Source organism: Cupriavidus phytorum (assembly GCF_003254285.1).
In the GTDB taxonomy this organism is placed as follows: domain Bacteria; phylum Pseudomonadota; class Gammaproteobacteria; order Burkholderiales; family Burkholderiaceae; genus Cupriavidus; species Cupriavidus phytorum.
The window spans coordinates 557,736-582,375 of record NZ_QKZN01000002.1 but is presented as its reverse complement, the minus strand read 5'-3'; the positions used below and the strand labels follow the sequence as shown (position 1 = coordinate 582,375).

At 67.6% G+C, this 24,640-nt stretch carries 22 protein-coding genes; 10 read left to right on the top strand and 12 right to left on the bottom strand.

The features are described 5' to 3' along the window. Window positions 1-20: 20 nt before the first annotated feature. Together C7416_RS08090 and C7416_RS08085 are read right to left on the bottom strand one after the other, a co-directional pair. A complete protein-coding gene (locus tag C7416_RS08090) occupies window positions 21-458 on the bottom strand; it encodes a low molecular weight protein-tyrosine-phosphatase (RefSeq protein WP_012352907.1) in 438 nt (145 codons plus the stop codon). After that, window positions 455-1,594, bottom strand: coding sequence for a polysaccharide biosynthesis/export family protein (locus C7416_RS08085; RefSeq protein ID WP_111517916.1), 1,140 nt, complete (start codon window positions 1,592-1,594; stop codon window positions 455-457). Before C7416_RS08085 ends, C7416_RS08090 begins: the two co-directional genes overlap by 4 nt. Before the next feature lie 493 nt (window positions 1,595-2,087). Here C7416_RS08085 and galU point away from each other — a divergent pair, with 493 nt between their 5' ends. Continuing rightward, window positions 2,088-2,984 carry a UTP--glucose-1-phosphate uridylyltransferase GalU gene (gene galU, locus C7416_RS08080; RefSeq protein ID WP_111517915.1) on the top strand — a complete coding sequence of 299 codons (897 nt, stop codon included), beginning with the start codon at window positions 2,088-2,090 and terminating at the stop codon, window positions 2,982-2,984. Window positions 2,985-3,051: 67 nt separating this feature from the next. Continuing rightward, window positions 3,052-3,867 carry an undecaprenyl-diphosphate phosphatase gene (locus tag C7416_RS08075; protein ID WP_111517914.1) on the top strand — a complete coding sequence of 272 codons (816 nt, stop codon included), beginning with the start codon at window positions 3,052-3,054 and terminating at the stop codon, window positions 3,865-3,867. A 212-nt stretch (window positions 3,868-4,079) separates the two neighbouring features. On the opposite strand, the gene C7416_RS08070 is transcribed toward C7416_RS08075, so the two are convergent. Next, complete coding sequence (locus C7416_RS08070) at window positions 4,080-4,997, bottom strand: LysR family transcriptional regulator (protein ID WP_111517913.1); 918 nt, start codon at window positions 4,995-4,997, stop codon at window positions 4,080-4,082. A gap of 107 nt (window positions 4,998-5,104) precedes the next feature. Here C7416_RS08070 and C7416_RS08065 point away from each other — a divergent pair, with 107 nt between their 5' ends. After that, window positions 5,105-5,851 carry an SDR family oxidoreductase gene (locus C7416_RS08065; RefSeq protein ID WP_111517912.1) on the top strand — a complete coding sequence of 249 codons (747 nt, stop codon included), beginning with the start codon at window positions 5,105-5,107 and terminating at the stop codon, window positions 5,849-5,851. Between the two features lie 46 nt (window positions 5,852-5,897). Here the strand turns inward: C7416_RS08065 and C7416_RS08060 are convergent, their stop codons facing one another. From C7416_RS08060 to C7416_RS08045, 4 genes are all read right to left on the bottom strand, one after another. After that, window positions 5,898-7,487: a gamma-glutamyltransferase family protein gene (locus C7416_RS08060; RefSeq protein WP_111517911.1), complete on the bottom strand. Its 1,590-nt coding sequence runs from the start codon at window positions 7,485-7,487 to the stop codon at window positions 5,898-5,900. A 64-nt stretch (window positions 7,488-7,551) separates the two neighbouring features. Next, window positions 7,552-8,529, bottom strand: a complete 978-nt coding sequence (locus C7416_RS08055) for a Bug family tripartite tricarboxylate transporter substrate binding protein (RefSeq protein WP_062800082.1) — start codon at window positions 8,527-8,529, stop codon at window positions 7,552-7,554. 273 nt (window positions 8,530-8,802) lie between these two features. Next, complete coding sequence (locus C7416_RS08050) at window positions 8,803-10,254, bottom strand: NAD-dependent succinate-semialdehyde dehydrogenase (protein ID WP_111517910.1); 1,452 nt, start codon at window positions 10,252-10,254, stop codon at window positions 8,803-8,805. Window positions 10,255-10,263: 9 nt separating this feature from the next. Next, complete coding sequence (locus C7416_RS08045) at window positions 10,264-11,529, bottom strand: 4-aminobutyrate--2-oxoglutarate transaminase (RefSeq protein ID WP_111517909.1); 1,266 nt, start codon at window positions 11,527-11,529, stop codon at window positions 10,264-10,266. A gap of 140 nt (window positions 11,530-11,669) precedes the next feature. Between C7416_RS08045 and pdxR the strand changes: the two genes are divergently transcribed. Together pdxR and C7416_RS08035 are read left to right on the top strand one after the other, a co-directional pair. Beyond that, window positions 11,670-13,184, top strand: coding sequence for a MocR-like pyridoxine biosynthesis transcription factor PdxR (pdxR, locus tag C7416_RS08040; RefSeq protein ID WP_111517908.1), 1,515 nt, complete (start codon window positions 11,670-11,672; stop codon window positions 13,182-13,184). A gap of 292 nt (window positions 13,185-13,476) precedes the next feature. Then, window positions 13,477-14,403, top strand: coding sequence for a transcriptional regulator GcvA (locus tag C7416_RS08035; RefSeq protein WP_111517907.1), 927 nt, complete (start codon window positions 13,477-13,479; stop codon window positions 14,401-14,403). A gap of 34 nt (window positions 14,404-14,437) precedes the next feature. On the opposite strand, the gene C7416_RS08030 is transcribed toward C7416_RS08035, so the two are convergent. The 5 genes from C7416_RS08030 to C7416_RS08010 form a co-directional block, all read right to left on the bottom strand. Further along, window positions 14,438-14,851 (bottom strand): thioesterase family protein, encoded by a 414-nt coding sequence (locus C7416_RS08030; RefSeq protein ID WP_240988169.1) that lies wholly within the window; start codon window positions 14,849-14,851, stop codon window positions 14,438-14,440. Window positions 14,852-14,931: 80 nt separating this feature from the next. Further along, window positions 14,932-15,858 carry an amidohydrolase family protein gene (locus tag C7416_RS08025; RefSeq protein WP_111517906.1) on the bottom strand — a complete coding sequence of 309 codons (927 nt, stop codon included), beginning with the start codon at window positions 15,856-15,858 and terminating at the stop codon, window positions 14,932-14,934. A 4-nt stretch (window positions 15,859-15,862) separates the two neighbouring features. Further along, window positions 15,863-16,852, bottom strand: a complete 990-nt coding sequence (locus tag C7416_RS08020) for a Bug family tripartite tricarboxylate transporter substrate binding protein (RefSeq protein ID WP_181461167.1) — start codon at window positions 16,850-16,852, stop codon at window positions 15,863-15,865. A 47-nt stretch (window positions 16,853-16,899) separates the two neighbouring features. Beyond that, window positions 16,900-18,132, bottom strand: a complete 1,233-nt coding sequence (locus C7416_RS08015; RefSeq protein WP_111517905.1) for a CaiB/BaiF CoA transferase family protein — start codon at window positions 18,130-18,132, stop codon at window positions 16,900-16,902. A gap of 69 nt (window positions 18,133-18,201) precedes the next feature. After that, window positions 18,202-18,981 carry an enoyl-CoA hydratase-related protein gene (locus C7416_RS08010; RefSeq protein WP_111517904.1) on the bottom strand — a complete coding sequence of 260 codons (780 nt, stop codon included), beginning with the start codon at window positions 18,979-18,981 and terminating at the stop codon, window positions 18,202-18,204. Between the two features lie 275 nt (window positions 18,982-19,256). Here C7416_RS08010 and C7416_RS08005 point away from each other — a divergent pair, with 275 nt between their 5' ends. The 5 genes from C7416_RS08005 to C7416_RS07985 all read left to right on the top strand — a co-directional run bounded on the left by C7416_RS08005 (window position 19,257) and on the right by C7416_RS07985 (window position 24,629). Next, window positions 19,257-20,396 (top strand): iron-containing alcohol dehydrogenase, encoded by a 1,140-nt coding sequence (locus C7416_RS08005; RefSeq protein ID WP_111517903.1) that lies wholly within the window; start codon window positions 19,257-19,259, stop codon window positions 20,394-20,396. A gap of 39 nt (window positions 20,397-20,435) precedes the next feature. Beyond that, window positions 20,436-21,401, top strand: coding sequence for a Bug family tripartite tricarboxylate transporter substrate binding protein (locus C7416_RS08000; RefSeq protein ID WP_111517902.1), 966 nt, complete (start codon window positions 20,436-20,438; stop codon window positions 21,399-21,401). Window position 21,402: 1 nt separating this feature from the next. After that, the gene (locus tag C7416_RS07995; RefSeq protein WP_111517901.1) at window positions 21,403-22,593 is read left to right on the top strand and encodes a fumarylacetoacetate hydrolase family protein; all 1,191 of its coding nucleotides are present in this window, start codon (window positions 21,403-21,405) and stop codon (window positions 22,591-22,593) included. A 73-nt stretch (window positions 22,594-22,666) separates the two neighbouring features. After that, window positions 22,667-23,677 (top strand): DctP family TRAP transporter solute-binding subunit, encoded by a 1,011-nt coding sequence (locus tag C7416_RS07990; protein WP_111517900.1) that lies wholly within the window; start codon window positions 22,667-22,669, stop codon window positions 23,675-23,677. A 10-nt stretch (window positions 23,678-23,687) separates the two neighbouring features. After that, a complete protein-coding gene (locus tag C7416_RS07985) occupies window positions 23,688-24,629 on the top strand; it encodes an amidohydrolase family protein (RefSeq protein ID WP_111517899.1) in 942 nt (313 codons plus the stop codon). The last annotated feature ends 11 nt before the right edge of the window (window positions 24,630-24,640 follow it).

Below are 24,640 nucleotides of genomic sequence, written 5' to 3'. Positions count from 1 at the left end.
GCAGGCAGGACAGTATCGGTTTAACCCAGGGCCCGAATGCGCGGCACCCAGGACTCCACGCCGCGCTGGATCAGCTGCAGCGCGCTCTCGAATGCCGCACGGGGCTGGCGGTAAGGGTCTGGCACATCGAACTTCTCCAGCTCGCCCAGGCGGAACACCCGTCCGGTGGTGGCAGGGTGCAGGCGCTGGATCTCCTGCCGCTGCGCGGCATCCATCACCAGGATCAGGTCCGCGCGCCGGATCAGCACGTGATTGAGCTGCTGCGCCCGGTGCCCGGAAATATCCACGCCCTGGCGGCTCATCAGGTCCACCGCATGCGGATCCGCCGCGTGCCCGGACAGCGCGCCGAGGCCGGCGGAGACCACCTCGCCCTCGGGCAGCGCCTGCCTGAGCAGGCCCTGTGCCATCGGGCTGCGGCAGATATTGCCGATGCAGACCACGAGTACGGTCTTGATCATTTGACTGCGTTCGCGGTGGAGGTGAAGAAGTTGCCGCTCGGCACCAGCTGGTTGATCACGCGGCTCCAGCGCACCACGCCCGCGGCATCGACATAGACCACGTCGCGCGGCTTCAGCTCGAAGGCCTCGGCCAGGGCGAACGCGACCGGCGACTTGCCGTCGAGGTGGAACACCTCGGCCTCGCCGTCGGCGGCCTTGCGGATGACGTAGAGCTCCTTGGCGTTGGCCGAATTGGGATTCAGGCCGCCGGCTTCACCGATCGCTTCGCTCAGCGTGAGCCGGCCGTTGCGCGGCATCACCGGCGTCGGCTTGACGACTTCGCCGGTGACGAAGACCTTGCTGTCCTCGCGCTGCTCCACGCGCACGATGTCGCCGTTGCGCAGCAGGATGCGCGCCGGATCGATGCCTTGCTGCAGCAGCGCCGGCAGGCTGACGTAGTAGATCTTGCCCTCGCGCGAGATGCGGATGCGGCTGTTGTCGCCGGTCAGCACGTTGATGCCGCCGGCGCGGTTGAGCGCCTCGACCAGCGTCATCGGCACGTCGTCGATATTCTGCGGACCCGGCGTCTTCACCTCGCCGTCGAGGTAGACACGCTTGCTGCGAAACGCCAGCACGCGCACCGTGACTTGCGGCATCGTCACCACCGGCTTGAGCTGGGTGCTCAGCTGCCCGCGGATCTGGTCCGGCGTCTGGCCAAGCACCTTGAGCACGCCGGCATAGGGAAACTGGATGGTACCGGCCGGGCTGACCACGTAGCCTGGAATGTTGGCCGCGCCGCTGTAGCTGGGAATCTCGTAGGCGGCGCCGATCGAGTAGGTCTGCGTGGGGAACACCAGTTCCGGGTGGTCCCACACCACGATAGAGAGGATGTCGCCGACGCCTACGGTATAGGGCCCGGGCTCGCCGAACAAGGCCTCGACGCCGGCGTTCGCGGGCGGCGTGGCGGCCTTCAGCGTGCGCACCAGCGCCGGCGTGATCTGCGTGACCTTGGGCACCGACTGCGGGTCCTCCGGATCCAGCGGGCGCTGCGGGTCGAAGCGCATGCCCGGCGCCAGCGCGCACGATGCCAGCAACGGAACGATCCCCAGGCACGTGACGGCCCTGCCAAACCTCAAGCTGCTTGAAAGCTTTAGCACTCTCGATGATTCCCTTGTTTGCAAGAAGACCCGCATGGCCCGCCGCCACCCTGTCGTAATGCACAGCGGTGACCCCGCTGGTCCGGCATGGCACCGGGGGTGCCTGTCCGCTTGTCTGCACGGCTGCGGAACTGAACCTGGCGGTGTTGACTGGTTGTGCCCGGCGCGCTGGGCGCGCTCTTTTCTGCACTGCGTCATCCGTAAATGACCGGCGAAGTTTATGGCTCGCGGGACTACATCTTCAAGGCGCGGCCGGCGTTTTTGCCAAGTTTCCGATCCCCCCATCAGAGTGGAAACGAATTCCGTCCCAACGCCTGAGGGGTACCGCGGTTGGTGCGACGCAGCACAATCGCGGGTGGCACCCCGTGCCGACTTAAGGGTGTAGGCGATTGATTCCCTGTTGCGCCTACACCCTCTTTCTTTGCCGGCGAATGACGGCAGCCTCGCCGCCATCGCACCGGGCATTGCCAAACCTTTGAAGGGAACCACTGAAATGACAAGTCGCGTTAGCAAGGCCGTCTTCCCGGTCGCAGGCCTGGGCACCCGCTTCCTGCCGGCCACCAAGGCCAGCCCCAAGGAAATGCTGCCGGTGGTGGACAAGCCGCTGATCCAGTACGCCGTGGAGGAAGCCATGGCCGCCGGCATCACCGAGATGATCTTTGTCACCGGCCGTTCGAAGCGCGCCATCGAGGACCACTTCGACAAGGCCTTCGAACTCGAGGTGGAACTCGAAGCCAAGAACAAGCGCGCCCTGCTGGACGTGGTGCGCTCGATCAAGCCGGCCAACGTCGAATGCTTCTACGTGCGCCAGTCCGAAGCGCTGGGCCTGGGCCATGCGGTGCTGTGCGCGGCCAAGCTGGTGGGCGACGCCCCGTTCGCGGTAATGCTGGCCGACGACCTGATCGACGGCAACCCGCCGGTGATGAAGCAGATGGTCGATGCGTACGACCACTACAACTGCTCGGTGCTGGGCGTCGAAGAGATCCTGCCGGAGCAGAGCCGCTCCTACGGCGTGGTCGAGGGCCGCGAGTGGGGCGAAGGCGTGATCAAGGTATCCGGCATCGTCGAAAAGCCCGCGCCGGAAGAAGCGCCGTCCAACCTCGGCGTGGTCGGCCGCTACATCCTGACGCCGCGCATCTTCGACCACCTGCGCGCACTGAAACCCGGTGCCGGCGGCGAGTTCCAGCTCACCGACGCGATCCAGTCGCTGCTGAGCCAGGAACAGGTGCTGGCCTATCGCTACCAGGGCACGCGCTATGACTGCGGCAGCAAGCTGGGCTACCTGAAGGCGACCGTCGAATACGCGCTCAAGCACCACGAGACCGGCGCGCAGTTCCGCCGCTACCTGGAGGAGCGCGAGCCCCAGCTGCTCCACAGCCTGGCAGCCTGACGGCCCCCTGCTCCACGCTTCTCCGAACCGCAAGGCAACCACAAAGCAACCACGAGGCAGCCGCCACATGATCGACTGGATCCACCTGGGCAAGGCATTCTTTCTCGGCCTGCTCGAAGGCCTGACGGAATTCCTGCCCGTTTCCAGCACCGGGCACCTGATCCTGGTCGGCGACTGGATCGACTTCACCTCGCACGAGGCGCGCGTGTTCGACGTAGTGATCCAGCTGGGCGCGATCCTCGCCGTGTGCTGGCTGTACCGTGCCAAGATCACCGACCTGTGCGAAGGCGTGGTGCGGCGCGACCCCGACGCACTGCGCTTCGCCACCGCGGTGCTGGTCGCCTTCCTGCCCGCCGCGGTCATCGGCGCGCTACTGATCGGCCCGATCAAACACCACCTCTTCGATCCGGCCGTGGTCGCCGCCGCACTGATCGCGGGCGGCCTGGTCATCCTCTGGGTCGAGCGCCGCAGCGCCGTGCCGCGTATCCACGCCATCGAAGATTTCGGCTGGAAACAGGCCATCGGCATCGGCTTCGCCCAGTGCGTGGCGATGATCCCCGGCACGTCCCGCTCGGGCGCCACCATCATCGGCGGCATGCTGTCAGGCGTATCGCGCCAGGCAGCGACCGAGTTCTCCTTCTTCCTCGCCATCCCCACCATGCTCGGCGCCGCCAGCTACGACGCCATGCGGCACTACCACCTGCTCAGCCTGCAGGACATCTGGTCCATTGCCGCCGGCTTCACCGCCGCCTTCGTCTCCGCCCTCTTCGTCGTCAATGCGCTGGTGCGGCTGGTGGCGCGGCATTCGCTGCGGGTGTTTGCGTGGTATCGGATCGGGTTGGGGGTGGTGATTGGGGTGGTGAGTCTGGGGTGGTCGGTTTGAGTGGGGGCACTCGGGACGAATGGCTGCACCCTTTACTATCGGTGCTCCCAAGGGTTGTCGCGCCCCGGATATTCCGCGACACCAGTCGGCCGCTGTGCGCGCCATGATCGAGTTGCTGACTTCACATGCGATGTCGGATGCGGAGAGTAGCGAAAATGGACAATGATCAGTGCCGCCGGACAGGCGACTGATGATGAAGCCGTTTCGTCACCTTACGACTCTCTCGAAAGTACCGACGCTGCCTCCGAAACAAAGGTCCTGCTTGCCCATTCGATGAATGCACGCAACCGCGGGGATGGCAGCCGGGTGCGTGCGTACACGATATTGACCGGGCGGGGCACTGGCGGAAATGGCTCCAGCAACGGAAGCAGCTTGCCGGCCGCAAAATAATGGTCCAGCCGGTAGCGTGGGGCCTGGATGATGCCGAAGCCGGCAAAGGCCGCGCCCACATAGGAATCCGCGCCGCTGACCCGCACACGCGTGGGCAGCGTGATGCGGCGGACATGCCCATCCTGTTGGAACTCCAGGGGCAGCAGCCCGCTGATAGCCGTCGATTTGAAGCCAACCATCACGTGACCTCCTTCGAGGGCATCGATGCTGGTTGGCGTGCCATGTCGTTTGCAGTAGTCCGGCGATGCCGCTGTGGCCTCGGCCAGCAGCGTCAGCCGGCGCGCGATCAGGTCGCTGTCGGGCAGTTCGCCCACGCGGATGGCGCAGTCGACGCCTTCACGCACCAGATCGACATAGCGATCGCCCTCGCTGACATCCAACTCGATATCCGGATAGGCATCCAGGAACGCGGGAAGCCGGGGGAACAGCAGATTGCGCGCCAGAGTTCCATGCACTTCGATGCGCAATGGGCCACGCGGTGGCGTATCGCGGAAGGCGCCTTCGGCGTCCTCCATGTCGGAGATCAGGCGCAGGCAGCGGCCGTAGAAAACCTCGCCTTCGAGCGTGAGGGTGACCTGGCGGGTGGTCCGCTGCAGCAGGCGTACACCCAGCCGCGATTCCAGCGCCTTGATGGCATCGGTGACGGTCGCCCTCGGCAGGGATAGATCGTGGGCGGCCTGGGTGAAGCTGCGGCGCTCCGCGATCCTGGCAAAGACCCGCATGGCTTCAAAGCGGTCCATTGTTCGGATTTTCGAATTATGTTCGCGGATTTTGCCAGATTATCTCCCGTTGGCGGATAGATAAGCTGTCTCCACCGCAATTCAGCGGTTCTATCGAGAGCCCCTTCATGAACACGCAAACAAACCCCCGCCCGGTTGCCATCGTCACCGGCAGCTCACGCGGCATTGGCGCCGCCATCGCCGAACGCCTGGCTACCGACGGTCACGCGGTGGTCATCAACTACGCAGGCCGGCGCGATGATGCCGAGGCCTTGGCGAGCCGCCTCACTGCCCTAGGCGGCGAAGCTATCGCCCTGCAGGCCGATGTCAGCGACCCGCACGCGGTGCAGCGACTGTTTGATGCCACCGAAGCCCGCTACGGCGGTGTCGATGTGCTGGTCAACAACGCCGGCATCATGAATCTCGCCCCTATCGCCGAGTTGGACGATGCCGTCTTTGATCGGTTGGTTGCCATCAACCTCAAGGGCGCGTTCAACGGCATGCGTGAAGCGGCGCGCCGCCTGCGCGACGGCGGCCGCATCGTCAATCTCTCAACCAGCCTGGTGGGCACCAAGCTGGAAACGTACGGCGTCTATGCCGCGACGAAGGCGGCGGTGGAAACCATGACCGCCATCCTTTCCAAGGAACTGCGCGGCCGCTCGATCACCGTCAATGCGGTAGCGCCGGGCCCCACTGCTACCGATCTGTTCCTGGAAGGCAAAGCGCCTGAGCTGATCGATCGGATGTCCAGGATGAACCCGCTCGAGCGCCTTGGCACGCCAGCAGACATCGCCGCCGTCGTGTCCTTCCTCGCCAGTTCGCCGGGTGGCTGGATTAATGGCCAGGTGATCCGCGCTAACGGCGGCATGGTCTGAACCTGCATCAATACTTGGAGAATCCCGCCAAGCCATCGACGCCCACTTAAAACCCCACTGCCTGCCCGTCGCGCCGCGAGTCCGAGGCTGCGATATAGCCGTCCGGCGCCTTGTAGATGAGCTGCGCCGAGCCGAACTCCAGGCTGTCGCGCGGCGCCACTTCAACGCGATGACCCATGCCGCGCAGCGTGGAGGCCACGTCCGGCGGCAGATGCGCCTCGACATTCACCACCGGCCCGTGCTCCACGCGGAAGCGCGGGGCATCGCTCATAGCCTGCGGATTCTGGCCGAAGGCAGCCAGCCGCGCCATCATCTGCACATGGCCCTGCGCCTGCATCGAGCCGCCCATCACGCCGAATGACATCACCGGCTCGCCATTGCGGGTGACGAAGCCCGGGATGATGGTGTGCATTGGCTGCTTGCCCGGCGCCACACAGTTGGCATGGGCGGGCTTCAAATTGAAGCCCGCGCCGCGGTTATGCAGCGCGATGCCGGTTCCGGGCACCACCACGCCGGAGCCGAAGCCGCGGTAGTTGGACTGGATATACGACACCATCGAACCCGCGGCATCCGCGCTGGAAAGGTAGACAGTGCCGCCGCTCTTCGGGACGCCAGCGGTGGGTGTGCCTGCGCGCTTCATATCGATCAGCGCCGCGCGCTCGGCAAGATAGGCCGGATCGAGGAAGGCGGACGGAGCGTGCTGCATCGTGGCAGGGTCCGACACGTGGCGGTGCAGGTCGGCAAAGGCCAGCTTCATCGCCTCGATGCTGACGTGGTAGAAGCCAGGGCTGTCGCAGCCCATGCTTTCCACGTCGAAGCGGTCCAGGATGCCAAGGCCGATCAGCGCGGCGATGCCCTGGCCGTTCGGGGGAATTTCATGGAGCGTATAGCCGCGGAACTGCTGCGCCATCGGCTGGACCCAGGCGGCCCGATGCCCTGCCAGGTCGTCGGCGCGGATGGCGCCTCCGGTCTCCTCGGCGAACGCGACGATGCGCGCGGCGAGTTCACCCGTGTAGAAGCTCTCGCCATCGCTCTCGGCAATGCGCTGCAGCGTGGCGGCCTGCTCCGGGAAGCGCCAGCGCTCGCCCGCCTGCGGTGCCCTGCCGTCGCGCAGGAACGCCTTGGCAAAGCCAGGCTGCCCGGCCAGCACCGGCACCTGCGCGGCCCATTGCCGCGCGATCTGCGGCGACACCAGGAAGCCCTGTTCAGCGTACTCGATGGCCGGTGCGAACAGCCGCGCGAACGGCAGCTTGCCGAAGCGGGCCGACAGCGCCTTCCAGCCCGCGACCTGGCCCGGCACGGTGACCGTATCCCAGCCAACCTGGGGCATGCTGTCGTGCCCGGCGAAACGATCCAGGGTCCAGCGCGCCGGCGCCCGGCCGCTGGAGTTGAGCCCGTACAGTTGCCCCTCATGCCAGACCAGCGCGAACATGTCCCCGCCAATGCCGTTCATGACCGGCTCCACCACGGTCAGCGCAATCGCGCTGGCAATGGCGCTGTCGATGGCATTGCCGCCTTCGTACAGCATGCGCAGCCCCGCCTGCGCGGCGAGCGGCTGACTGGTGCTGACCGCGTTAGCGGCCAGCAGCGGCATCTTTTGCGACGGGTAGGGAAAGGTCCAGTCGAAAGGCAACATCGGGAACTCCATTCAGAACAGAGGAAAGGGCGCGCGGGCGCGCCCCAGGGTTACTGCACGCGGCTTATTGCAAAGTCACGCCGGACTGCTTGACCAGCTTCTCGGTGCGCGGAATCTCGGCGCTGACCATCGCGCTGAAATCGCCGACGCTGCCACCGCGCGGCTCGGCGCCGGTGGCAGCCAGGCGCTCGCGGAACTCAGGGGCCTTGAGCAGCTTGTTGATCGAGACATTGAGCTTGCTGACCACGTCGGCCGGCGTGCCTTTGGGCGCGACAATGCCGTACCAGGGCGCGATATCGAAACCGGCATAGCCCTGTTCGGCGATCGTCGGGATCTCCGGCGCGTTGGGCGAGCGCTTTGCGGTGGACATGCCGAGCGCGCGCAGCTTGCCTGCCTTCACATACGGCAGGCCGGTCATGATGGTGTCGAAATACATCGACACCTGCCCCGACAGCAGCGCCGGGATCGCTTCGCCGGCGCCCTTGTACGGCACATGGACGATATCGATGCCGGCCGCGGCCTTCAGCATCTCGCCGGCGATATGCGAGGTGGTGCCGGTACCGAACGAGGCATAGGTCAGCTTGCCCGGATTGGCCTTGGCATACGCCACCATCTCGGGCAGCGTCTTGAACGGCAGCGACGGGTTGGACAACAGGATATTCGGCGTGACCGCGACCACTGCCACCTTCTCGAACGCATCCGGGTCATAGCTGAGCTTCTTGTACAGGAACCGGTTGGTCACCATCGACGCCGGCCCGGACATCAGCAGCGTATAGCCATCGGCCGGCGCGCGCGCGGCCACTTCGCTGCCGATCATCGCGGCGGCGCCCGGCCGGTTTTCAACCACAAAGGTCTGGCCGTATTCCTTGCCGAGGCCAAGGCCGATCTGGCGCGAGATCAGGTCGGTGGCCGAGCCGGCCTGGAACGGCACGACAATACGCACCGGCTGGCTGGGCCAGTCGCGGGCGCCTTGCGCAAGTGCCAGTGAAGAGGCCGCCAGCATGGTGACTGCAAGCAGGCTGCGGATAGCAGTGGAACGCATCTTTGTACCCTCATCGATAGAAGAAATGGCATCCGCTGACAGCAACGGATGGCACTTCCCAGTCCGCAATATGCGTGCCATTGGCGTTGGGCCGATCCCGGCGCGCGTCCTGTCCGCCCCCTTCCGTTGCTGGAAGTTTGCGCAGGTCTTTGCACCGCCATCGCCCGCCTGGCACCGGCATTTGCCGGACTGTCTTGTCTCCATGGGGCCAGCGCACTGCGTGGGTGCGCCATGCCCCGCCCTGGTGGTGGGGTGTGCTTTACCCCATCGCTGTTATTCGACTTCCATGCAGAGGTACTTCGTCTCCAGATACTCGTCGATGCCATGGCGTGAGCCTTCGCGGCCCAGCCCCGATTGCTTGACGCCGCCGAACGGCGCCACCTCGTTGGAGATCAGCCCGGTATTGATGCCGACCATGCCGTACTCGAGCGCCTGTGCCACGCGCCAGATCTTCGCCATGTCGCACGAGAAGAAGTAAGCGGCCAGCCCCGATTCGGTGTCGTTGGCCATTGCCACCACTTCTTCTTCGCTGGTGAAGCGGAACAGCGGTGCCAGCGGGCCGAAGGTCTCCTCGCGCGCAACCCGCATCGACGAAGTCGCATTGGCCAGCACCGTCGGCGCGAAAAAGGTGCCACCGAGCGCATGACGCTGGCCGCCCGTCAGCACCGTGGCGCCGTGCGCGAGCGCGTCGGCGATATGCGCTTCGACCTTGGCCACCGCATCGGCGTCGATGAGCGGGCCTTGCGTGACCCCGCTGTCGGCGCCATGGCCCGGCCGCAGTTGTTCGACCGCGCTGACCAGCCGGCGCGCGACCTCATCGTAGACGCGGTCGTGCACATAGATGCGGTTGGCGCAGACACAGGTCTGGCCGCTGTTGCGGAACTTGGAGGCAAGGATGCCCTCGACCGCGCGATCGAGGTTCGCGTCGTCGAAGATGATCAGCGGCGCGTTGCCACCCAGTTCCAGCGAAAGCTTCTTCACGGTGCCGGCGCACTGCGCCATCAGCAGCTTGCCGATCGCGGTCGAGCCGGTAAAGCTGAGCTTGCGCACCACCGGACTGGTGCACAGCACGCCGCCGATCTGCACGGCGTCGCCGGTCACCACCTGCAGCACGCCACGCGGCACGCCGGCCTGTTCGCCCAGCACGGCTAGCGCCAGTGCCGTGAGCGGCGTCTGCTCTGCGGGCTTGACGATGATGGTGCAGCCGGCGGCGAGCGCCGGGCCGACCTTGCGCGTGATCATCGCCGCGGGGAAGTTCCACGGCGTAACGGCCGCGCACACACCCACCGGCTCGCGCAGCACCAGCATCTTCTGGCTGCTGCGCGGGCTGGCCAGCACCTCGCCATCGACCCGCTTGGCTTCCTCGCCAAACCACTCGAGAAAGCTCGCGGCGTAGGCCACCTCGCCACGCGCCTCGGCCAGCGGCTTGCCTTGCTCGGCGGTCATCAGCCGGGCCAGGTCTTCCTGGTGTGCCAGCATCAGGTCGGCCCAGCGGCGCAGCACGGCGGCACGCGCCTTGCCCGTCTGCGCGCGCCATGCCGGCAGAGCACGCTCGGCGGCGCGCACCGCCTGTTCGGCTTCAGCCGCGCCGGCCAGCGGCACCGAGCCAATCTGTTCCTGAGTCGCCGGGTTGAAGACAGCGAGTTCTGCGCCGCTTTGCGCTCCGGTCCATTCGCCGTCGATCAGGCAATGGCTACGCAACAGTGCGGTATGTTGGAGTTCCATGTGTTCCCCTTATTCGGCCAGCGCCTGGGCCAGCACCGCCAACGCCGCGTCGAACTGCGCCTGCGGGATGGTGAGCGGATAGAGGAAGCGGATGACATTGCCGTAGGTGCCGCAGGTCAACAGCACCAAGCCGGCTTCCAGCGCACGCGTCTGTACGCGCTTGGCATGCTCGCCACTGGGCTGGCCCGTGGCGGGATCGCAGAATTCGGCGGCGACCATCGAACCCAGCCCGCGTACTTCGGCCATTGCGGGGCAGTGCTTGCGCTGTGCTAGCAGGTGCTCGCGCAACTGCTGGCCAAGGCTGGCGGAGCGCTCGCACAGCTTTTCTTCCTCGATGACATCGATGACCGCGTGCGCCGCCGCCACCGCCAGCGGATTGCCGGCATAGGTGCCACCGAGGCCGCCGGGCAGCGGCGCATCCATGATTGCGGCACGGCCGCTGACCGCCGACAGCGGCATGCCGCCGGCCAGGCTCTTGGCCATGGTGATCAGGTCAGGCTCAACGTCATGGTGCGACATCGCGAACATCTTGCCGGTACGGCCAAAGCCGGTCTGCACTTCATCGGCAATCAGCACGATGCCGTGCTGGTCGCACACCGCCCGCAAGCCCCGCATGAAATCGGCCGGCGCCGCCTGGAATCCGCCCTCGCCTTGCACCGGCTCAACGATGATCGCGGCCACGCGGCCCGGATCGATATCGGTCTTGAACAGGCCTTCAAGCGCCTGCAGCGCCCGCTCAGTGCTGACGCCATGCAGCGCGCTGGGGAACGGGGCGTGGTAGATGTCGGAGGGGAACGGGCCAAACCCGATCTTGTACGGCGCCACCTTGCCGGTGAGCGCCATGCCCAGCAGCGTGCGGCCATGGAAGGCGCCAGAGAATGCGATCACGCCGGGGCGGCCGGTATGCGCACGGGCGATCTTGATGGCGTTCTCGACGGCCTCTGCGCCGGTGGTGAACAGGGCCGTCTTGTTCAGGCCCTGGATCGGCACCAGCGCGTTGATACGCTCGGCCAGCGTGACATAGCCCTGGTAGGGCACGATCTGGTAGGCCGTATGCGTGAAACGCTCCAGCTGCGCGGCGATGGCCTGCATCACGCGCGGGTGGCGGTGGCCCGTGTTGAGCACGGCGATGCCGGCGGCGAAGTCCGTGTAAGCGCGGCCTTCCACATCCCACAGCGTGGCGTTCTCGGCGCGGTCGGCGTAGAAGTCGCACATCACGCCCACGCCGCGCGGCGTCGCGAGGGTACGGCGTTGGTTCAGTTCGAGGTTTTTCATGGTCTTTGTGCGGTAAGGACTGTCGGCACGGGCCGACTCGCGAAACGGGCACCGCTGGCAGGGGCCCAGCGATGCCAGCCATTTCAACCGGCCTTGGCCCTATAATCCAGTACCGCTTTCGCAATTCCGATGGTGCCAATTTGAAATCGATCTGCGGCGACCAGCTGCTCCAGCGCCTGGGCCCCGAAGGCACGGCGGCACTGGGTAAGCCGCTCAACCGCGGCCTCTACGAATGCATCCGCGGCGCGATCCAGGACGGCAGCCTTGCGCCGGCCACGCGCCTGCCGCCACAGCGCGACCTGGCCGCCGAACTGGGGCTGTCGCGCAATACGGTGATGTTTGCCTACGACCAGCTGCTGGCCGAGGGATACCTGTACGCGCGCACCGGCAGCGGCACCTTCGTTGCCGCCACCGCGCCGGAGCGCTACCTGAACGCCGCCGCGGTCCCAGCGACCGGGGGCGGCCCGCAGGCCATGCCCGGGCTGTCGCCGCGCGGGCAGCGGCTGCTGGCCAACGCCTCGGCCTCGCCCACGCAGTGGGGCGCATTCATGCCGGGCGTTCCCGACGTGACGCGCTTCCCGCATCGCCGCTACGCCCAGATTTCGGCCCGCCTTTGGCGCCAGCCGCACCCGGAATGGCTGAGCTACAGCCATGGCGGCGGACTGCCGGCGCTGCGCGAAGCCCTGGCTGCGCATCTGCGGGTCGCGCGCTCGGTGCGCTGCGATCCGGACCAGGTGCTGATCACCGAAGGCATTCACCAGGCCATCGACCTAGTGGTGAGGATGCTGGGCTCGCCCGGCGACCAGGCGTGGGTGGAGGAACCCAGCTATTGGGGCATCCGCGGCGTGCTGCAGGTCAGCGATATCGGCATGGTGCCGAAGCTGGTGGACGATGAGGGCCTGACGCTGCCCGACACCGAAGCAGGCAGCGAGATGCCCGCGCCGCGGTTCATCTTCGTCACGCCCTCGCACCAGTACCCGCTTGGCGCCGTGATGAGCCTGAAGCGCCGGCGCGCGCTGCTGGAGTACGCCCGCCAGCGCGGCAGCTGGATCGTGGAGGACGACTACGACAGCGAGTTCCGTTTTTCCGGGCAACCGATCCCGTCGTTGCAGGGCATGGAACCGGATGCGCCGGTGATCTATGTCGGCACCTTCAGCAAGACTCTCTACCCGGGCTTGCGCATGGGCTACCTGGTGCTGCCGCGCAGCCTGGCCGGCGCCTTCCAGACCGCGCACGCCGAGCTATACCGGGCCGGCCACCTGATGACGCAGGCAACCGTCGCCGAATTCATGCAGGCGGGCGACTATGCCGCCCACATCCGCCGCATGCGGCCGCTGTATGCCAGGCGGCGCGCCATCCTGGCCGCGTTGATCGAGCGCTATCTCGGCCCCAACGCGCTGCACGAGCACGGCAGCAATGCCGGCCTGCACTTGGTGCTGCGCCTGCCCGACGATGCCGACGACGTAGCCATCACCGCTGCAGCCCGCGAGCGTGGCATCGTGGTGCGGCCGCTGTCGCGCTATTTCATCGGCGACGCCGTGCAGCGAGGCCTGCTGCTGGGGTATGCCTGCGTGCCGGAGGAAGACATCGCGGCGGCCTTCGACAGGCTGCTCGGCTGCCTGCCGCGCGGCGGCATGCGCGCCTCGCAGCTTTGAACCGTGCCGAAGCGATCCGTCGGCACGCACGTCGCAATCGAGGCGGCTCCCACGTCGTCAGCCGGGTTGTCCACCTTCTCGCCGTGCAGGATGGCGAAGGCACCAAATCTGGCAGACCCATGTGACTAAAGGGAGTTGCGATGATCGACGTGGGCATTTACCGTGGCTTTCATTCACCTACATGGGGGCCGGCCCTATTCCCATAGCTTGACACGGATGCTATCGTGCAGCGCCTGCCGATGCCAACGCGACCACGCCGGCAAGTCGCTTAAAGGATTGCGTACCCCCCGCTATGTCGAGACAGATTCCCCCACTCAACCCGCTCAGGGCGTTCGAAGTGGCTGCCCGGCATCTGAGCTTCACGCGGGCCGCGGAGGAATTGTTCGTCACACCGTCGGCGGTCAGCCACCAGATCAAGGCACTGGAAGAAAGCCTGGGCGTGCAGCTGTTTATCCGCGAGGCCAAGGCGCTGGTGCTGACACCGGCCGGCAACGCCTACCTGCCCAGCGTGCAGCTGGCCTTCAAGCAACTCGCCGATGCCACGCACCGCCTGCACAGCAAGGACCGCCCGGCGCTGAAGGTCAACATGCCGCCCACGTTCGCGGTCAAATGGCTGATCCCGCGCATGGACCGCTTCATGAAGGCGCACCCGGACATCGACCTGAAGGTATCCACGTCGAACCATCGCATCGATTTCGAGCGCGACGATTTCGACATGGCGATCCGCTATGGCCGTGGCGATTACCCCGGCCTGCACTGCGAGCTGTGCATGGCGGTCGAGGTCATTCCCGTATGCAGCCCGGCGCTGCTGCAAGGTCCGCAGCCGCTCGAAACGCCGTCCGACCTGAAGCACCATACGCTGCTGCACGACGACAGCACCTATACGGACGTCAGCAACCCTGACTGGGCGATGTGGCTCGAGCATGCCGGCGTAACCGATGTCGACGCCAGCCGCGGGCCGTCGTTCTGGCCGAGCCACCTGGTCATCAACGCCGCGCTCAATGGCCTGGGCGTGGCGCTGGTCAAGAAGAACTGGATCGAGCAGGACCTGGCCGAAGGCCGGCTGGTGCGCCTGTTCGAATCGATCCGGCTGCCGGTCGAGTTCTCTTACTTCGTGGTGTTCCCGAAGGAGCGGCTGGAGGATCGCCGCATCCGCTGCTTCACTGACTGGATTCGCGCGGAAGTGTCGTCGGACCAGCGGCAGCCGGCCCCCGTCTGAGGGCGGCTTGCGGGGCGCGTCCTGCTGCGCGGCTTCAGGCGGCGGCGGGCATCGATGCCGCCTTCTTCTGCACGCGGGCGCGCAAGCGCTCGACATCGACCACGAAGCGGCGATGGGTGCCGCTGCATACCCGCTCCACTGCATCGTCGGCAGTCACGCTGAAGGTGACGCTGCGGCCATCGATGGCCGTGATCTCGGCGTGGATGCGCACCTCGCCGCCCAGCGGGGTGGCACCGGTGTGTTGCACCGATACCTCCGCGCCCACCGAGCTTTCACCATCCTCGAGAAAGGCTTGCAGGAAATCGAGGCACGTCTGTTCGATATCGCGGACCAGCTCGGGCGTGGCGTAGATGCGCAGGCTTTCGCCGAGAAAATCGATGGTGCGCTGGCGGTCGACCGTCAGCGTGCGCGCGCAGGCGGCGCCGGTTTGCAATCCGTTCTTCATCATGGGTTCCTTTCAAGTCTTGGGGCGAAGCCGCCCGCCCCGCCCCGGCGCGAGCCAGGTGGGTGGCGGATCGTTGTCGATTGCTACAGGCGATAGAAGCGCGCCGCGTTGTCGTGCCACAGCGCGCGCTGCTGTGCGGGCGAATAGATCGCGATGGCGGCGCGGAAACCCGCCACGATGGTGTCGTAGCTGGCCACCAGGCTGTCCACAGGATAGTTGCTGGCGAACATGCAGCGTTCCGTGCCGAAAATGGCGATGGCGTCGCGGATCACGGGCACATTGTCGGCCTGCGTCCACGGCTTGCCCGGCAAACCCAGGCCAGAGATCTTCACAGCGACATTGGGCTGCCCGGCCAGCCCGGCCATCGCGGCACGCCAGCCGGCGAGGCCTGTTTCACTGCGGTCGGCCGGCAGCCCGGTATGGTTCAGAATCAGCTGCGTGCCCGGAAAATCCCGCGCCAGCGCAGCGGCCTGATCCAGGTTCCACCACGGCGCCTGCAGGTCGAACGACATGCCATGCCGGGCCAGCAAGGCATAGCCACACCGCCAGCGCTCGTCGTCCATCGAGCCCGGCACGCCGCGCCGCGCATCCTCGCGCCGCGCCGCGGTCACCGGCTTGTTGCGGATGCCGCGCATCATCGCGCAGGCGGCATGGCCCGCCAGCACTTCGTCGGCATCGCCGCGGTCAAGCTGGGCATGGCCGACGATCGCCGTTGGCCGTCCCGTCCGCGCGGCGAGCTGCGCCAGCCACGCGGTCTCGTCGACGGGATTGGCGCGTGCCCATTCGGCTTCGACATGCACCGTCTTGACCGGCGCGCAGCCTTCCGTGTCGCGCGCCAGGTCCTCCGGAAGGTAATTCCGGCGCAATGCCGAGTAATCGCCATAGCGGAAGTTCGGCACCGTCTCGTCCTGCAGCCACGGGTACGGGTTGCGCTGCAGGTCCCAGAAATGCTGGTGCGCGTCGATAAAGGGCTCGACGGACGCCGCGCCCGCCGCGGGTGTGTCGCGCATGGGCCTACTCCTTGACGCTGATGCGGCTGGCGAGCTGCTTGAACTGCGCCGACTCCTTCACCATGGCGGCCTGCAGCGTCACGTCATCGGCATAGGTATCGGTGCTGAAGTGCAGCTTCTCCAGCGTCTGGCGCATCACCGGCTCCTGCACCGATTTCGCGATCGCCGTCTTCAGGACCGCGATCACCTCGGGCGGCGTGCCCTTCGGCGCCGAGATGCCGCGCCAGATTCCCATCGACAGGTCGATCTTGCGTTCCTTCAGCGTCGGCACGTTGTCGAAGCCGCTGACCCGCTTGTCGGCCATCACCGCCAGCACCTTTAGCTTGCCCGCGGCGACATGCGTGAAGACCTCCGCCGTGCTGACCGTGACCGCATCGATATGCCCGCCCAGCAGCGCGAGCGTGGCGGGAGCGCCGCCGGCATAGGGGATATGGTTGAACTTCGCGCCGGTCTTGTCGGCCAGCGCGGCCGCGGCCATATGCCAGGCCGAGCCCTGCCCCGCGTTACCCACGCGGATATTGGCGTCCGGCTTGCGCGCATCGGCGACAAACTGCTCGATCGTGGTCCACGGCGCATCGGCCCGGACCGCCACGGCGGCCGGGTCCGCGTTCAGCCGTGCGATGGGGATCAGGTCCTGGTAGGTGAACTTGGCCAGCCCGAGGTAATTCAGGAAGGTCAGCTCGCTGGACGACAGCACCAGCTTGTACCCGTCCGGCTTCGCGTTGACCACTTCGCCCAGGCCCACCGAGCCGGTGGCACCCGGCTTGTTGATGACGACGATCGGCTGCGGCAGGTGTTTCGCGGCCGCGGCGGACAGCGCGCGCGCCACCACATCGGCCCCGCCGCCTGCCTGCCACGGCACGATCAGCTCGATGCGCCGGCTGGGGTAGGTTTCCGCCTTCGCCGTGGCCGCGCCGCCCAGCAGGGCCGGCAGCCCCAGCACCACGGCTACGGGCATCGCCCAGCGCCGCATCAGCGAACGTGCAATCGTCATGGTTGTCTCCTGTCTTTTATCGGTATAGATGATGACCGCGGCTGCGCTCAGGCGGCGCCGCGTTCCAGTTCCTGTGCGCGCGCCGGCGCACCGAACGCCCCCTGCGCACGCAGCCGCGTGACGGTGGCGGCGTCCAGGCCGAACTCCCCCAGCACTTCATCGGTATGCTGGCCCAGCAGCGGCGCTGGATAGCGCACCTGCTGCGGCGTGCCGCTCAGCTTGACCGGAAAGCCGAGTGCCTTGACCCGCCCTTCGACCGGGTGGTCGATCTCCAGCACCATGTCGCGCGCCACCGCCTGTTCGCTGGCCAGCGCTTCGTCGTAGGTGAAGATCGGTGCCGCCGGCACACCGGCCGCCAGCAGCGCATCGACCCACTGCGCCGCCGGCTTGCGCGCGAATTCTGCCTCAATTTCAGGGATCAGCGCGGCGCGGTTGCGGATGCGAGCGGCGTTGTCGGTAAAGCGCGGATCGGCAAGCAGGTCCGGCCGCCCGATCACCTCGCACAGCGCGGCCCACAGCTTGGGATTGGCCGCGCCGATGACAAAGTGCCGGTCGGCGGCCCGCACCGCCTGGTACGGCGCGCTCATGCGGTTGGCGCTGCCGATCGGCACCGGCACCTCGCCGGTGCCCCAGTACTCAGCCGACTCCCACACCGACAACCCCAGCGCCGTCTCGAACAGCGACGCATCGACGTATTGCCCCTGCCCGGTATGCTCGCGCCCCATCAGCGCGCTGAGGACGCCATAAGCCGTAAACAGCCCGGCTCCCAGGTCGGCGATCGGCACGCTGGACTTGACCGGCGGCGCGTCCGGATGGCCCATCACGCTCATCACGCCGGACATCGCCTGCGCGATCAGGTCCAGCCCCGGGCGCCGCGACCACGGCCCGGTCTGGCCGAAGCCGGAGATGCTGGCATAGACCAGGCGCGGATTGATCTCGCGCAGCACCGCGTAGTCGATCTTCAGGCGCGCGGCCACGCCCGGGCGGTTGTTCTCCACCAGCACGTCGGCGCCGCGCACCAGTTCATAGAAGGCCTCGAGGCCGGCCGGGTTCTTCAGGTCGATCTCGACGCTGCGCTTGTTGCGGTTCAGCGCCAGGAAGCCGCCGCTGTCATCGCCCTTGAGCCGGAAGCCCATCGACTTGCGGGTCTGGTCGCCGGCGCCCGGCGCCTCGACCTTGATGACGTCGGCGCCCATGTCGCCCAGCAGCATGCAGCAGAACGGACCGGCCATGATCTGGCTGACGTCCAGGACCTTGATTTTCGATAACGGCAAATTCATGGATACCACCTGTGGTTGGGGCGGCCGCCTTGGCTTGGCGGCGCCGCGGTGTCTGGAACTAGGGTGCGGTCAACGGCCCACGAACTGCGGCCGGGTCTTGTCGAGAAAGGCGCGGTGCCCGATCCTGAAATCCTCGGTATCGAAGCAGGCATAGGACTCGGCATGCTCTTCCGGGCGCAGCGGCGCGGGATCGAGCAGCCTGCGCACGAACTGCTTGTGCCAGCGCGCCACCAGCGGCGCGCCGGCGGCGATGCGCCGTGCCGCCGCGTAGGCTTCGTCGGGCACGGCCTCGTCCGCCACCACGCGGTTGACCAGGCGCTTGTGCAGGGCCTCGTCGGCGTCGAACACGCGGCCTTCCAGCACGATCTCGAGCGCGGTCGCCGGCCCCGCCAGCGCCACCAGCCCGCCCAGTTCGCCATACGACATCACCAGCCCGAGCCGGTTGACCGGCACGCCGAAGCGGCTCGACTTGCCGCAGATGCGCAGGTCGCACATCGACGCGATTTCCAGCCCGCCGCCGACGCAGGCGCCCTGGATCAGCGCGACGGTCGGATGCCGGCATGCGGCGATGGCGCGCATGGTGGCGTTGGTGATCTCGCCATACTGCTGCGCCTGCGCGGCGTTGGCGCGCATGGTGTCGAACTCGGCGATGTCGGCGCCGGCGGCGAAGGCCTTGTCGCCGGCGCCGCGCAGCACCACGCAGCGCAGCGTGTCGTCGGCCGACAGGCCCTGGATGGCGTCGGTCAGGCCCTGCCACATGGACAGGTCCATGGCATTGAGCTTGTCCGGGTTGTTCAGCGTGATGGTGGCGACCTGGGCGTCGCGCTCGATCAGGATCGGTTGTCTCATGGTTGTCGTTGGTGTGTAGGAGGCCCGGCAGCGGGCAGTGGTCCGGAGTCCGGCCGGTCTGCGCCAGTCTAGGGCCCGCGCCGCGCGCCGCAAAACGAGAAAATCTCAGCGCCGCTTCAAGAAAAACTAGGCGTTCGCTGCTGTGAGATTTTCTTGGTCTGTCTTCAAGTAATTCCACGTTGTGACCCGCGAAGCTTGTTCCTAGACTTCGTCACCAATGCGGCCGGCCCGCCCCCCGCGGGAACACGGCGCACCCCACACAGCATGGAGACAAGATGGCCCTGATCAACTACATCACCCAGATCCAGATCGACTTCGGCGCGATCGGGCTGCTGGCGCAGGAATGCGAGCGCATCGGCATCACGCGCCCGCTGGTGGTCACCGACGCCGGCGTCAAGGCCGCCGGCATCGTGCAGCGCGTGCTGGAGCAGCTGCGCCCCGGCTGCGAGGCAGTGATCTTCGACGGCACGCCGTCCAACCCGACCGAAGCCGCCATGCGCGAGGCCATGCGCCTCTATGGCGAGTATCGTTGCGACGGCATCATCGCGGTCGGCGGCGGTTCGCCGATCGACCTGGCCAAGGGGGTCGCGGTCTGTGCCACCCACGACGGCCCGCTGCGCCAGTTCGCCGCGATCGAGGGCGGCGTGGCACGCATCACGGCGGCCACCGCACCGGTGATCGCGATCCCCACCACGGCCGGCACCGGCAGCGAAGTCGGCCGCGGCGCGGTGCTGATCCTCGACGACGGCCGCAAGGTCGGCGTGCTGTCGCCCTACCTGGTGCCGCGCGTGGCAATCTGCGATCCGGAACTGACGCTGGGACTGCCGCCGATGCTGACCGCGGCCACCGGCATGGATGCCATCGCCCATTGCCTGGAAACCTTCATGGCACCGGCCTTCAACCCGCCCGCCGACGGCATCGCGCTCGATGGCCTGCGCCGCGCCTGGCTGCATATCGAGCGCGCGCGCCGCGATCCGCAGGACCGTGCCGCGCGCCTGGCCATGATGAGCGCATCGATGCAGGGCGCGCTTGCGTTCCAGAAGGGGCTGGGCTGCGTGCACAGCCTGAGCCACGCGCTGGGCGGGCTGATGCCGACGCTGCACCACGGCACCCTGAACGCCGTGCTGCTGCCCGCGGTGATCCGCTTCAACGCCGAGGCGCCGTCGATGCGCGCCGACGACAAGCTGGCCCGCATCGCGCAGGCGATGGGACTGGCCGATGCGGACGCTGTCGCTCCGGCCATCACCGGCATGAACCAGCGCCTGGGCCTGCCCTCGGGCCTGCGCGAGATGGGCGTCGACGCGGCCCTGTTGCCGCGCGTCATCGACTACGCGCTGGCCGACCACTGCCACAAGACCAACCCGCGCGAGGCCAGCGCCGAGGACTACCTCGCGCTGCTCGAGGCCTCGCTGTAATACCGGCGCATTCCGAACAACAACATCAGGAGACAACACATGCGACGTCGCACCTTCCTGTGCGCGGGCGCGGCCACCTTGGCCACGCCGCTGGCAGCCTGGTCCCAGGCACTGCCGACCGGCCCGATCCGCATCATCGTGGGGTTCCCTCCCGGCGGCGGCACCGATGTGATGGCGCGCGTGATCGCGCAGCAGCTGTCGGCGCTGTGGCGGGTGTCGGTCATCGTCGAGAACCGGCCCGGCGCCGCCGGCGTGGTCGCCGCCGAGTACACCGCGCGCCAGGCGCCGGACGGCGCCACGCTGCTGATGACCAACATCAGCAACCATGCCATCGCGCCGAGCCTGTACCCGAAGCTGGGCTACTCGGTGGAGAAGGACTTCACCCCGGTCATGCTGGTCGGCGTCACGCCCAACCTGCTGATCTGCCAGACCGGCGGGCGCGCGCGCTCGGTGGCCGACGTGGTCGCGCTGTGCCGCAGTCAGCCGGGCAAGATCACCTTCGGCTCGTCCGGCGCCGGCGCGGCGCAGCACCTGGCGCTGGAGATGTTCAAGCTGCGCGCCGGCGTGGATGCGCTGCACGTGCCGTATCGCGGCTCGGCGCCGATGCTGACCGACCTGATCGGCGGCCAGATCGATTTCAGCTTCGAGACCATGACCTCGGCCACGCCGCAGATCCAGGGCGGCAAGGTGGTGGCGATCGCGCAGACGCGCACGCGCCGCGCGGCCAGCTATCCCAACGTGCCGACGCTGGCGGAATCGGGCTTTCCCGGCTTCGATGCCGGCACCTGGTACGGGCTGGTCGGCCCCGCCGGCCTGCCCGCGCCGATGGTCCAGCGCATGAATGCGGACCTGAACAAGGTGCTGGCGCTGCCCGACGTGGCGGGCAAGCTGGCCGGCTTCGGTGCCGAGGACGGTGGCGGCAGCGCGGCGCGCTTCGCGCAGTTCATCGCCACGGAGCGCGCCAAGTGGGCGCGCGTGGTCAAGGACGCCAACGTCAAGGTGTGACATGACACGACGCATCTCGGTTGAAGAAACCCTGCCGCGCGACGCCGAGCGCGCCTTGCTGGTGGGACGCGCCTGGCTGCCGGGCGCGCACGGCGGTCCCGTGACGGTGGTGGTGCGCGGCGCGGAACTGTTCGATATCACGGCCACCGCGCCCACCATTGCCGGCCTGCTCGCGCTGCCTGACTGCGCCGAACGCGTGCGGCAGGCCACCGGGGCTTCGCTGGGGCCGCTGCAAGACTGGCTCGACGCGACCTGCGCGCATGGGCCGGACCCCGAACACCGCCACCTGCTGGCGCCGAACGACCTGCAGGTGGTAAAGGCAGCCGGCGTGACCTTTGCCGCCAGCCTGGTCGAGCGCGTGATCGAGGAGCGCGCGCGCGGCGACGCGGCCAGTGCCGCCGCCGTGCGCGAGAGTGTCGGCGCCATCGTCGGGACCGGCTTTGCCGCCATCCGCCCGGGCTCGCCCGAGGCCATGCGCATCAAGGAGGTACTGGTCGCGCAGGGGTTGTGGTCGCAATACCTGGAAGTCGGCATCGGCCCGGACGCGGAGATCTTCACCAAGGCCGCGCCGCTGTCATCGGTGGGCACCGGCGTGGATGTCGGCCTGCATCCGGCATCGACCTGGAACAACCCCGAGCCGGAGGTGGTGCTGGCAGTCTCGCCGCGCGGCGAGATCGTCGGCGCGGCGCTGGGCAACGACGTCAACCTGCGCGACTTCGAAGGCCGCAGCGCGCTGCTGCTGGGCAAGGCCAAGGACAACAACGCGTCCTGCGGCATCGGTCCGTGGATCCGGCTGTGCGATGCGCATTTCGGCATCGACGAGATCGCGCGCACCGAGATCGGCCTGACCATCGAGGGCGAGGATGGCTTCGTGCTGCATGGCGCCAGCGCGATGACGCAGATCAGCCGTTCGCCGCAGGAACTGGTGGCGCATGCGATGGGCGCGCACCACCAGTATCCCGACGGCATGATGCTGTTCTGCGGCACGCTGTTCGCGCCGGTGCAGGACCGCGACGCACCCGGCGCCGGCTTTACCCATCACCTCGGCGACCGCGTCAGCATCTCCGCGCCGCGCCTCGGCGGCCTGGTGAACTGGGTCGGCAGCAGCGACGCGCTGCCGCCGTGGACCTTCGGCATCGGCGCGCTGATGGCCAGCCTGGCCCGGCGCGGGCTGTTGCATCCGCCGCCCTGATAACCGCCCCGCACAGGGCGCCCCAGAGCCCGGCACACCTCGACCGGGCCGCATCACAAATCCAGGAGACACCATGAAACACGTTATCCCGCATATCGTGCTGGCAGCGCTATTGTCCGTCGCCGGCGTGGCACCGGCACAGGCACAGGCACAGACACAGACACAGGCCGCGACACCGGTAAAGCTTCGCTTCGCCCATACCGTTCCGGAAACCGACTCGCAGCACCTTGCCGCGCTCGCCTTCAGCAAGAAGGTCAGGCAGCGCACCCAGGGCGGCGTCGAGATCCAGGTCTTCGCCAACAGCCAGCTCGGCAACGACACCACGCTGGTCACCGGCGTGCGCAGCGGCACCATCGACATCGGCGCCACCGGCAATCCCTTTGTCACCGGCCTGGCACCGCGCCTGAACGTGCTCGACCTGCCCTACCAGTTCGAGGACGGCCCCTCGGCGTACAAGGTGCTGGACGGCGCGATCGGCCGCTCGCTGCTCGACGAGCTGGGCGCCCACCGCATCAAGGGCCTGGCCTTCTGGGAGATCGGCTTCCGCAGCCTGGGCAACAACAAGCGCCCGGTCAACAAGGCCGAGGACATCCGCGGCCTGAAGATCCGCACCACGCCCAACCCGTCGCATATCAAGGCCTTCCAGCTGCTGGGCGCGAGTCCGCAGCCGATGCCGTTCGCCGAGGTCTTCGGCGCGCTGGAATCCGGCGCGGTCGACGGCCAGGAGAATCCGCCCACGCTGATGGTCTCGGCCAAGATGTACGAGGTGCAGAAGTACGTGTCGATGACGCGCCACGCCTATACCGCGCTGGTGGTGCTGATGAATAAGGCGAAGTTCGACGCGCTCAGGCCCGAGTACCAGAAGGTGCTGCTGGAAGAGGCCGCTGCCGCCGCCACCTACCAGCGCAAGCTCAACGCCGACAACGAGGCCGCGGCCATCGCCACGTTGCGGGCCAGGGGCGTGCAGGTCAACGAGCATCCCGACAACGCCAGCATCCGCAAGGTGGTGCGCGAGGAAACGCGCCAACTGTTCGTGCAGAAGAACGGCGACGCCGTGCTGCGCGCCATGGACGCTCAGCGCTAGGAGGCAGGCCATGTCCGCATCGTGCACATTGCCAGCTGCCATCGTCGATGCCCACCACCACCTCTGGCGGCTTGGCCCGGCACGTTATCCCTGGCTGCAGGAGCGGTATGACGCCGCAGCGTTTTTTCTTGGCGACTACACCGCGCTGCGGCAGGACTTCGATCCGGCCGACTACCTGCGCCAGTGGGACGGCCTGCCCCTGGCCGCCAGCGTCCACGTGGAAGCCGAACGTCATGCCGACGAATCGGTGGCCGAGACCGCGTGGCTGCACCAGGTCCACGCGCGCCATGGCTTTCCCAACGCGGTGGTAGCGCATGCCGATTTCAACAGCGACACGCTGGCGGACCAGCTGCGCGCGCACCAGGCCTTCCCGCTGGTGCGGGGCGTGCGATGCAAGCCGCGCACCAGCCGGACCGCGGCTGGCAGCGTGCGCGGCCAGCCCGGCACGCTGCAGGATCCGCGCTGGCGGTCCGGCCTGCAGCGGCTGGCCGAGCACGGCCTGGCGTGGGACCTGCGGGTGCCATGGTGGCACCTGGAGGAAGCCGCCGAGGCGATCGCGGCGGTGCCCGGCCTGGCCGTGGTGGTCGAACACACCGGCCTGCCGTGGGATCGCACCGAAACGGGCCTGTCCGGCTGGCGCCGCGGGCTGGCGGCCCTGGCCAGCCTGCCCGGGGTGCACCTGAAGCTGTCCGAGTTCGGCTTGCCGGGCGCGGCATGGGATCGCGCCGGCAATGTCGCCGTCATCCGCCAGGCGCTGGAGATCTTCGGCTGGCAGCGCTGCATGTTCGCCAGCAACCTGCCCGTGTCGGGGCTGCGCGCATCGCTGCATGAAATCGTCAATACCGTCGCCGCCGCGCTCGAAGGCCTGCCCGGCGCCGCCGCGCAGGCGGTGTGGCACGACAACGCCATGCGCTTTTACCGGATCGGGACGCCCGGGGCGAGCCTGCGCTGAACCCCGTCCAC